This window comes from Acinetobacter legionensis (assembly GCF_048551735.1).
Lineage (GTDB): Bacteria > Pseudomonadota > Gammaproteobacteria > Pseudomonadales > Moraxellaceae > Acinetobacter.
In genome coordinates this window covers 1-8,840 of the sequence record NZ_JBIMBV010000039.1, presented here as the reverse complement: position 1 = coordinate 8,840, position 8,840 = coordinate 1, and the positions used below count along the sequence as shown (strand labels likewise).

Here is an 8,840-nt window from a genome sequence, read left to right as displayed (position 1 = left end):
AAGCGTTAGATTGGCTTACACCATTAGAGAAATTTGCTCAGCTTGTTGATTATCATAAGACTTTTCAAACTGTCGCACCTCATGTTTGAATTCGCCCCCTTTTTTAATATTGTTTGGTAATTTAAACGTCTTTTTTGCGACATCAAAGTTGCTAAAGCAAAACCATACATCTCGGGTATCACCTTTTGGACGTGGAATGAGTGTAGCTGATGTTTTGTTGGGTTCAAAGCAAATATCATCGCCCATATAATCCAAATATTCAGGGTCTAAATTACGTGAAAATTTTCCAGTTAAAGTGGCTAGTCCCTGATAATTTTTAAAACCAGACTCGGTATTTTTGTATTTGAAGCTTTGTGCTTGTACAAATACTGGCAATATCCCTAAGGCGATCACTAAAATTTTTTTCATCATCATCCTAATCTACATTTTATAAAGTACTAAATTTTCAGTAATCTTACCCAATCTCAACAAATAAAAAAACTACTTAGACATCTATTACAACTACCTTTTACTCAACAATTTGACTTGTTCAATTTGTTGCGTGGTTACTATGAATTTTAGACAATCGTCAGTAAAAATATATAGAAAATAGATTTTAAATTAGACTCATAGTGAACTGACCCCATAAGTTGAGCACAACTCATGGGGTATTTTTATGTTAAGACACTAGTCTTGTGAGTCAGGATACAAAGGACGATTTCCGGGACTAATTCGGTTGATATGCAAAAAGGTCATATGACGTTCGTACTTATCCAGAATGTCATTAATTACCTGCTCTTTGGTGTATCCAACCAAGTCATTGTCCTGTGAACCTTCGTACAAGAAGGTTTCTAAACGATAATAATATTGCATACCGCGTTTACCCCGTTCACTAAAAGTCGGCGCAATATAACGCACAGGCCAGATCTGATAAACGAAATTAAACTCTTCTTCGATGTAGATGGTTAAATCAAGATGATACAGCGTATCACTATCTTCAACCTCTCCCTGCATTACTTCGATATTCATCCCACGTTTAACCAACTCATCCGCAACCGTCTGAACTGCAGGTTTACACACACTATCGAGCATACTTAGTGTTTCGCTGCTGCCAGGATGATACATGACGCGAGACAAACGTTGCTTCCAATTTAGAATATCAACATTACCTACAACAGGCGCTGCATTTGGGCTACGACTCGCTTTACGATAATCCTCTAAGCGCAAGGATTTATACAAACCTGCCATCACTAACAACATGACAAAACTGAAGGGTAATCCCATGATGACCGTTGCACTTTGCAAGGCGGTAATTCCATTAGCCATCAGCATGGCTATAGTCAGTAAGCCGATTGCAGTAGCCCAGAAGATACGCAACCAACGAGGTGCATCATTATCAACATTTGAGAATTTGGTCGTGAAGTTCCCAAGAACCAAAGCTCCTGAATCTGCCGAAGTGACATAGAATAGTAAACCGGTAATTGTGGCAATACCCGCAATAAAGGCAAAGCCTGGATACTGAGCAAGTAAATCATAGAAGCCATGTGCGGGATTGGTCAATACGGTTTGTGCCAATGTGGTATTACCATCAAAGATCACGCTATGTAAGGCACTATTACCGAAAATAGACAACCATGTGATGGTGAACAATAGCGGAATGATCAAAGTACCGCAGACGAATTCACGGATCGTACGGCCACGAGAAATCCTCGCCAGAAATAAGCCTACAAATGGAGACCATGCTACCCACCATGCCCAGAAGAACAAGGTCCAGCTATTCATCCAGTCTTTTGGTCGATCAAAGGCAAAACTTTCCAAAGCTAAACTTGGGAAGCGACTAATATAATCACCAAAGTTTTGTACCAGCGCATTCAGCAGAAATTCAGTATTTCCGAGGAACAATACGAACAGCATCAAGCCAATTGCAGCATAGATATTAATTTCTGACAGGACCTTGATGCCTTTATTTACCCCAGCAGTCACCGAAATAATGGTCACAATCACAGCGACTAAAATCAGGGCAACCTGAACCCAGAGATTTTCTGGGATATCAAACAGCACATGTAGACCATAATTGATCTGAACTACTGCAATACCGCAGGTAGTAGCAATACCAAAGATTGTGCCGATCACGGCAGCAATATCCACAGTATGCCCAATAGGACCATCAATTTTTTTACCAAAGATTGGATATAGTGCAGAACGAATGGTTAATGGCAAATTATAGCGGTAACTAAAATATCCCAATGCCATCCCCACCAAAGCATACATCCCCCACCCTGTTAAACCATAGTGGAATAATGTCCAGACCATGCCCTGACGTGCAGCTTCATAAGTCTGTCCTTCACCTATGGGTGGATTCATATAGTGTGATAACGGCTCCGCAACCGAGAAGAACATTAAGTCTGTCCCAATCCCCGCAGCGAACAACATCGCTGACCAACTCAGTAAACTAAACTCAGGTTTCGAGTGTTTAGGACCAAGTTTGATATCGCCATAACGTGAAAAGGCAATAAAAATCACAAAGATTAAATACAATGTTGCAGCTAATAAATAATACCAACTGAATTTATCACTGACCCAAGCCAATACCACATTTAATAAATGATTGGCAAAGTCATTAAATAAAATCGTAACAAGTGCAAATGTTAAAATAAGTAGAGCTGAAACATAAAAGACCACACGATTCAAATGATCTTTATTCGCTAATGTAGCATCATCAACCGCTCTTGGATTATCTGTCGCCATACAATCCTCAGGAAGTTAGAGAAGAAAAAGAAGATATTCATCTACGTCTTTCCATCGCTAAATCAATGAAAATAAATATTTGAATAGAAAATGAAAAACAAAAGTTATTTACCCAATTAAAATGTTTCAGATTTTTTCAGTTATGTGATGACTGAGTTAATGTCTTTATCACTTGCATTGCTATAGGACTAAATTGGTCCTCTTTAAGTGTATTGGCTGAGCCAAACATATACAGCACAATAATGATAGAGAACGATATACCAGAACAGCGCGTTAGAGTCGAAACTTCCTACCAACACCTGTCAAATGCATACTATGCTAATCGCCACAGACCAAAAAATTAGTAAACAAATTGGTGATACACTTTCATTACTTCCCCTTTTAAGGAAAGATTTGCGAGCTGAGTATAACAGAACCTACAAATTCAAAAATAATACGAAACAAATCACAACACCCCATTTACATAAGGATTGAAAGATTAAAAGGAAAAATGAGACCGAGTCACCGGAGATTTTTGCTATTGTTCTAAGATAAATCACAATATTGCTAAAATCGGCATTCAATCACCAGATAAAATTCGGGCGAAAAAAGCGTAGACCAAGCATAGCATCACTTATGATCAGAATACTTCCCCCCAAAATAAAACAGATATTCCCTAAAAAGGGAACTGCCAGCTCAAATTTGAGCTAATACATATAAATCTTTCCCTCTTTTTACATCCCACTTCAATATCGAAGTCAAAGGGTAAAATCCGTAAAGCCTCATGTCGATATTTAATGAAAAATTCGACACGTATATATATAGATATGTTGATAAAACTTATAAAAATCGGCATAAGATATTAAATGTGTTGATGACATCAGCATAATGCAATTTGAATAAGGCCGCTATTTTTAAAGCAATTGCAATACATCCACTTAAACCTTAGCCACTTTCGCCTTCAAACTTTTTAAAACTATATTTTGACTCTTTTATATCTTGGTATTGACTCGCCTTATGTGTTAATTCAAAAACAAGATAACGTTAGAAATTTTCTTTCCAATAAAAAATCTATCATTGAATAAACAAAATAAAGGATCAAAAAATGAAAAAATTCCTACTTCTCTTCCTCTTAATTAGTGGTGAAACTTGGGCTGAGTTGCCAAAATCCAAATCATTATGTCAAATCCAAGCTCAACAATTAAAATTTGCTCGTTTAGTTGCTCTTAGTAGTCTTTGTGATAAAGATGAAAATTCAACTTACGGAAAAAGCTTAAGTGCTTTGTTTTTAAAAAATCAAAAGAAATGTAAAGTTTCCCGTGAACAGATTGAGCCTACAGATGAACAGGTAATGAATGCTTATGATGAACTCATTGGTCTACCTATAGAACAGCAAAAAATACGATGCAGAACGGCAGATAAACAAATCAAAGCCCATTTCTGAAAACTTACGACTTATTCGGTAAAACTATTTCAGCATAGTGAATTATAAAACTGCTTTGGCTAAGATATAGATGTTGAAAGTAAGATTTCAAGTCACCTGTATTATGGCAATTTTACGGAAATCCGAATTATTGGCATTCTTGTATACTCTTATCCCGACTATTGAAATTCATAATTGAATTTTTTTTACTTAGACAGAAGTAATTTATAAATTCATATTGTCTAAAGGATTTTCCTTTTTTTAACTCAATACGGATCTGAGTCTCTAAATAATTTGACATAAGCATATCTTTTGAAAAGCAAAAAATATACTTACTATCTTTATTAGATAAATTTTCTAAACTTTGTGCATATATTTTGTTTGATAATTCATCATTGAAACTTCCACTTTCATTTTTAAATGATGTGTCAAACATTGAAAATTCATTAGAATCATAAACTTCTTGGGGTTTTAATGAACAAATGCTATTATCTTCTAATATTTCATATTGGAAATCAGCTACACGTTTCTCTTTACAACCAATTAATATTATTGATATAAAAAAAACACTTAATATATTAATATTTTTCATGAGATGATAATTCAGTAAATTAAAAAAATTAAAGAAACTAGTGGAATCGGAGTAGAATTAGAAACCAATGTATATCCTGAAGGATTACTTATAATCGGTTGCATTACCTGTCTTATATATTGTGAATTATCAGCTTTATGATTTCGCCAAGCTAAACTGAAATTAATCTGATTATATCCTTCAATTAATCCAAAATAATCAGCTACAATATTAGCCTGTTGCTCAGGATTCAATTTTTTAAAATCTGTATCTTTATTTAATTCATAATTATATGGATCATAGACAGAATCAGGTAAAGTCCGCTCTAATGTTTGTAGCACTACTCCTCTGCCCATTACATTGATATTAAAGCATAAGAAAGAAACAATACAAAATTTGATCACCCTAGCTCGAAACTTCCTCCATTAACAAAATGATTCCTATACGAAATAGCAGGTATTTTCAGTACCAAGCTAGAATCATCCATTAAACAAAAACTACCCGAAAGTAGTTTTTGTTATCCTAAAAAATCATATTAGCTCGATTCCGAATCCTTATTCCCAAGCTTTGCATTTCATATTTTAATCACAAAAAAAAATCTTATGGAAGATTGAGTCTACGGCAATCTTCATAAATAATTTTGCATTGACTCTCAGGAAAGCCATCATAACTACATGCCTCTAAAACTTTTTTCCGCCCCAAAGCTTTTCTACTACCAGGAACCAACATAGGAACAACATCACTTACTTCTCCTGCTGTTGTTCTAGCTTTATATAATTTATTTGTCCCAACCGCTTGCCCTACAGTCGCACAATGATTGTCATCATAAGTGAACCAAATTCTACAATCAGTCCCACCTTTTTTTTCACAATCTTGCAATGCTTTTTCTTCCAACTTTCCACGGAAAATCTTCGCAGTAGCAAAACCAATAACGCCATTTGTACTCGAAGCTACGTAGCCTTCTGTACTTGGTGTACGTGAGCTTGAACCTGAATACCCCCCATTACCACCACCGGGAATAGGCGCACAGCCTTGTACACCTTGACCACCGACAGGATAATACCCCGGAGGACAATTCCCCTCAGCATGTGCAGCACCAGAAATAATAATTGAAAATAGAGCCACACAAATTAATGATATAAAATATTGAATGCTCTGCGGTCTATTGTATTTAGTCATAATTGTTTCATCCGTGTTTGTAATTTAATAGGTGAAATATTTATTTGATCTAAATCTTAAAATAATTCTTAGCTAAAAACCACCTTAGGGTGGTTTGGTTTATCATGTCTTTTATTGAATTAAATGTGTGTCGCAATGAAAACCCACTCGGGTGAGTGGTTTTTTGAGTTTTAATCGGCTTGTTGCACAAAGTCTTGAAAGTTAGAGTTTTCCTAAGTGACATAAATTTAAGTCACAACTCTAGTATATGGACGACCTAATTTAGTAAATTTATTGAGCACTGCTACGCGTGCGTGAATCTCACTCACTTGGCTTTGGAAGTTCCCAGCAGTCAGTTTATCTCCTAATAGTTTGATACAGTGCATCTTAGTTTCCACTAAACTTCTTCGATGATAGCCTATCCAATTTTTCCATATCGTCCTGCCCAAATGCTTAATCGTTCTTAATCGTTCATTTCTTTCTAGTGAATGAGTTTTTATATCTTTCCACAGCTTCGCATTCTTTCTTGGTGGAATAACGACATGAGCTTTTCTAGATGCAATCAATTGACAGCAAATCTCAGTGTCATAAGCACCATCGGCATAGATTGAGTCTATTTGTTCTTCTTGTGGAATTTGATGAAATAAATCACCGAGTACCTGTGAATCATTGAGATTGTTTGTTGTGAGCTGAACTGCATGTATTTGCAGGGTTTTGGCATCTATCTCTATGTGTAATTGACGTCATTGGCGACGATACTCGGGTTGGTGTTTCTTTCTTTTCCATCAACCTTCATCTAAAAACTTTAAACCAGCAGAATCCACAAGTAGATGTAATCCATTACTGCTTTTTTGATAGCAAATCGCAATATCAATATGCTTTTGTCTTCTGCAAAGAGTTGAGTAATCTGGTGCTGCCCAATCTAAACCACAAATTTGAATGAGGCTTTAAATAAATCCCGAGGTCATTCGTAAAGTTAAACGAAATAGAGATTTGATCATCAAACAGCATTGAATTGCTGTATCGGAGTAGGTTTGATTTCGTCCTTGTGTGCCTTTTAATGGCGCATACCATGGTAGTAGGATCAAACCAGATCGAGAGATTCCCCTCGATTCACCAAAGCTTGGTTGTAAGAAGACCAATTCGTTGTACGATAGGTTTTAGGTGCAGACTTATTCATTCGGAAATTATATTACTGAATCAGACCTTACCAACACCTTTGTGCAACAAAGCCGTATTAGGACATACTTATGACCAAATCAAGATCAGAAATTAATCAAGGAAGTAATGAGCGTCGTGGTATTCTGAGCAAAAGTTATAAGCTTCATGAAAGTACGGTTGAGCAAATCAAAGTACTTTCATAATCTACTGGAGAGTCTCAAGCAAAAATTATCACTGAAGCTGTCAAACTTTACGCTGAACAATTAAATAAGCCCGATTAATTCGCGCTTCTTAAATCTTCAATACAACTTTTCTCTTTTTCTTCCTTATTTCGTGTATCAACCGAGTTCTTAACGCAACTACAGTAATCGTAATACTTTTTCTTATCCAGCTCTTTGGGTGGGTCTATGCCCTGACATTCCGTTAGTACTGTCCCTAGTCTAGGAAATTCTTTACTCTTTTTATTTTCTGAAGGAATACTAGGTTTATATAGAATTATGAGTAGTGATGCTATTATTGCTAAGAAAAATAAATATTTCATACAACCAATAGCCTCCCTAATTCAAAATATTCATATCTATTTATAAAGTAAACCTTGATATTAAATTAAGGATTACTTAAGTCTAATCAATTGAAAATAAAATTAATATAGCAATTTAGATACCAGGCAAAGTAATTACTAAAGCTGATTTCCAATTGAGTTTTGCAGTATTTACGCAGATTTTTGATTGCTTATTATTCAATAAAATATTAGTTCAATTAGTGACAAAATAATAACTAAGGTAGTACCAACGCTTTATTTCAAGCTACTAACAAAATTATTTTGATCAACTTTTCATGTTAAAATGTCATGCATAAAATTAAAAGTAACAAACTCTGCTACTGACTGCAAACCATTTGCAATACCTTGCACAACAGCTTACAAATGCGAATCAAACGATATGCAATATGGATTCATGGTGATAAAAACAGGAAAGAGATGGCAAAACTAAATACGCGCACTTAATAAGTGGCTTTTTTATAACAAGAATTTGGTGGAGATGGCGGGAGTTTAATTAAAGCCTTAACCCATTATATATGTTAAATATTTATTGTCTAGGATATGTATTGTGTAACTTCTGTGTAACACACTACTTTGATAGTTAATGATCTTTTGTGACAGTTTATGATTTATTCTGAGTTAGGTTTCCACTTTCGGAATTGAACTCAGGATCTAGTTTTTTTATATTAACATTAATTCCAAATTTTCTGTACTTTCCATAAAACTCAATTTTATATACATAATACGCAACTTTTATTATTGTTTTGGTTAAATTGTCATTACATTTAAGTATGTACTTAATAGTTTAAAACATATTTAAATACACTCTGATTTTTGCTTTTTTGATAGTTTTTTATTCCAAAATTATTCCTAAGAATAAAGCCCTCAATCTGAGGGCCAAGCCTCAATCAATCTTTCTGCATCAGCTGCGTGTCCATCAGCTTTTTCTGCCACTGCTCGATATTCAGTGATGCAGTTTTCGAGTATGTCACTGTTGGCAGTGGAGTATTCAATGATGGTTTCTTTGGTAGAGCTGGACAAGCGACTGCTTGCAATTTTGAGTTGCTTTGACAAGCTGTCAGCGCTGGACTGAGCAAGATCAGCATCAGACTTAATTTGCTTAATTTTGGCATTGTAGTTTTGCTCCGCTTTTAACTTTTGTTCAGACCATTGTTTCTCTTTTAGTGCTGCTGAGGCTTTTGCTTGTTCCGCCAGTGCTTTTGCTTCCACAACTTCGGTTTTGTATTTTGCATTCAATAATGTGTATTCATTTTTAAAGT

6 protein-coding genes and 3 pseudogenes are annotated in these 8,840 nt (G+C 35.2%); 1 reads left to right on the top strand and 8 read right to left on the bottom strand.

What is annotated here, in order from left to right; all coding sequences use genetic code 11:
- Window positions 1–96: 96 nt before the first annotated feature.
- The 3 genes and pseudogenes from ACG9ZL_RS20515 to ACG9ZL_RS20505 form a co-directional block, all read right to left on the bottom strand.
- A pseudogene (locus ACG9ZL_RS20515) lies at window positions 97–408 on the bottom strand (hypothetical protein); the annotation flags it as partial.
- A gap of 258 nt (window positions 409–666) precedes the next feature.
- Window positions 667–2,727, bottom strand: coding sequence for a choline transporter (locus ACG9ZL_RS20510; RefSeq protein ID WP_336952005.1), 2,061 nt, complete (start codon window positions 2,725–2,727; stop codon window positions 667–669).
- Window positions 2,728–2,863: 136 nt separating this feature from the next.
- A pseudogene (locus ACG9ZL_RS20505) lies at window positions 2,864–3,179 on the bottom strand (BCCT family transporter); the annotation flags it as partial.
- A 632-nt stretch (window positions 3,180–3,811) separates the two neighbouring features.
- Between ACG9ZL_RS20505 and ACG9ZL_RS20500 the strand changes: the two are divergent.
- A complete protein-coding gene (locus ACG9ZL_RS20500) occupies window positions 3,812–4,150 on the top strand; it encodes a hypothetical protein (RefSeq protein ID WP_336952006.1) in 339 nt (112 codons plus the stop codon).
- A 127-nt stretch (window positions 4,151–4,277) separates the two neighbouring features.
- Here ACG9ZL_RS20500 and ACG9ZL_RS20495 read toward each other — a convergent pair whose 3' ends face one another.
- The 5 genes and pseudogenes from ACG9ZL_RS20495 to ACG9ZL_RS20475 all read right to left on the bottom strand — a co-directional run.
- The gene (locus ACG9ZL_RS20495; protein ID WP_419329148.1) at window positions 4,278–4,721 is read right to left on the bottom strand and encodes a hypothetical protein; all 444 of its coding nucleotides are present in this window, start codon (window positions 4,719–4,721) and stop codon (window positions 4,278–4,280) included.
- Between the two features lie 11 nt (window positions 4,722–4,732).
- Window positions 4,733–5,056: a hypothetical protein gene (locus tag ACG9ZL_RS20490; protein ID WP_419361662.1), complete on the bottom strand. Its 324-nt coding sequence runs from the start codon at window positions 5,054–5,056 to the stop codon at window positions 4,733–4,735.
- 244 nt (window positions 5,057–5,300) lie between these two features.
- Window positions 5,301–5,879, bottom strand: a complete 579-nt coding sequence (locus ACG9ZL_RS20485; protein WP_336952009.1) for a DUF4189 domain-containing protein — start codon at window positions 5,877–5,879, stop codon at window positions 5,301–5,303.
- A 227-nt stretch (window positions 5,880–6,106) separates the two neighbouring features.
- Window positions 6,107–7,038, bottom strand: a pseudogene (locus tag ACG9ZL_RS20480) (IS5 family transposase).
- Window positions 7,039–8,445: 1,407 nt separating this feature from the next.
- Window positions 8,446–8,840, bottom strand: a 395-nt coding sequence (locus ACG9ZL_RS20475) for an efflux RND transporter periplasmic adaptor subunit (RefSeq protein WP_419361659.1), incomplete at its 5' end; no start/stop codon positions are given.

What these genes read in the sequence shown, in the direction of transcription:
- ACG9ZL_RS20510 (WP_336952005.1), bottom strand. Translation starts at nt 2,727, where the DNA reads ATGGCGACAGATAATCCAAGAGCGGTTGATGATGCTACATTAGCGAAT.
- ACG9ZL_RS20490 (WP_419361662.1), bottom strand. Translation starts at nt 5,056, where the DNA reads ATGGGCAGAGGAGTAGTGCTACAAACATTAGAGCGGACTTTACCTGAT.
- ACG9ZL_RS20500 (WP_336952006.1), top strand. Translation starts at nt 3,812, where the DNA reads ATGAAAAAATTCCTACTTCTCTTCCTCTTAATTAGTGGTGAAACTTGG.
- ACG9ZL_RS20485 (WP_336952009.1), bottom strand. Translation starts at nt 5,879, where the DNA reads ATGACTAAATACAATAGACCGCAGAGCATTCAATATTTTATATCATTA.
- ACG9ZL_RS20495 (WP_419329148.1), bottom strand. Translation starts at nt 4,721, where the DNA reads ATGAAAAATATTAATATATTAAGTGTTTTTTTTATATCAATAATATTA.